This is a genomic window from Staphylococcus sp. EG-SA-2 (assembly GCF_017152085.1).
This window is the reverse complement of the sequence record NZ_JACYHC010000818.1, coordinates 1-1,247: the sequence shown is the minus strand read 5'-3', so window position 1 is coordinate 1,247 and position 1,247 is coordinate 1. Positions and strand designations below refer to the sequence as shown.

1 protein-coding gene is annotated in these 1,247 nt (G+C 30.4%); it reads right to left on the bottom strand.

Annotation, left to right across the window (positions count from 1 at the left end; genetic code table 11):
• Positions 1-1,247: fibrinogen-binding adhesin SdrG C-terminal domain-containing protein (locus IDG60_RS14800; protein ID WP_206160848.1), on the bottom strand; the 1,247-nt coding region annotated here is incomplete at both ends.

Genomic DNA, 1,247 nt, shown 5'->3' with positions numbered 1-1,247 from the left:
CAGTTACAGTTACATTGCCAACGCCTTTTTCTCCTAATTCTTGAACACCGTTTTTATTAGTATCTTCCCATACGTAGTTACCAATTTTATATACTTCTTGACCAGCTCCGCCACTTTGGTTATTAGTGAATCCTAAAGCATTACCCATTGAGGCAGATTTACTATTGTCTGAACTTAATGTAACCATTTGAACAAGTGTTGGGCTTTCGCTAGTTGTATATTGGAATTTTGTATTAACCATTACAACATAAGCAGAATCTGCATTTCCAAAATCAATAACAGCGCTATTGTTGTCGCCATATGTAATTTTCTGCAAGTATTGATTTGTTACATCTGTAAGCTCTTTAGTATTCACATCGTATCCTTTATTTAATGTATAACCTTTAGGAACTTGATATATTTTTATATCTGTTACCTCTTTATTTATTTGCCCGATATTATTAGGATAACTTGAGTGGTAAGCTTGAACTTTTAGTTTGGCATTTGTTAAAGAATTTTCCGATGGATTTACATAAATCGTTTGTTTATAGTACCCTGGATTTTCTTTATTTCCAACATGTGAAACTGTTTCAGTGAACGCTGATCCAATTGAATTTTTCTCATTTACAACATAATCTGGATATTGAATGTTAGCAGTTGTTTTTGTTGTAGTATTACCTATCGTAACATTAAACTCAACATCGTTTTTACTAACAGGAATTGTATCAGCATCCATATAAATTGAATAATTAATTCCCATTTGTACAGAATTAAATCTATCGACATAATCTGTAAATGTATATGTAATTAAATTATTTGCAGTATCATGTTTTGCAGTCGCAATTGTTTCACCATTATTTGGATCTTTAATATCTCCAATATTTTTAATATCTTCCGGATTCAATCCATATACTTGTACTGTATCTGAGTATTTTATTGTGAAATAATCACCTGATTTAACTTTGTCATCAACTTTAATTTGTGATTTTAATTCTAGATAATCTTGTGCTGGTACGATTTTATTGTTTTTATCTGCATCAACGACAGTTAATGTTGTATTTGATGTAATTAAATCATTAACATTTTTAGCCTCTGTTGATGATGGCTGTACTGCTGCTATACGCATTCTTGTATTCAAACGTTTAGGTGCTGTACTTTTTGGCAAAATGATATCTGCATTATTTTCATTATTTGAATTACTATTGTTATCAACAAGAGTTTCAGCATTACTCTTGATAGCATCACTTTTAACATTTAATGTAGTTGAT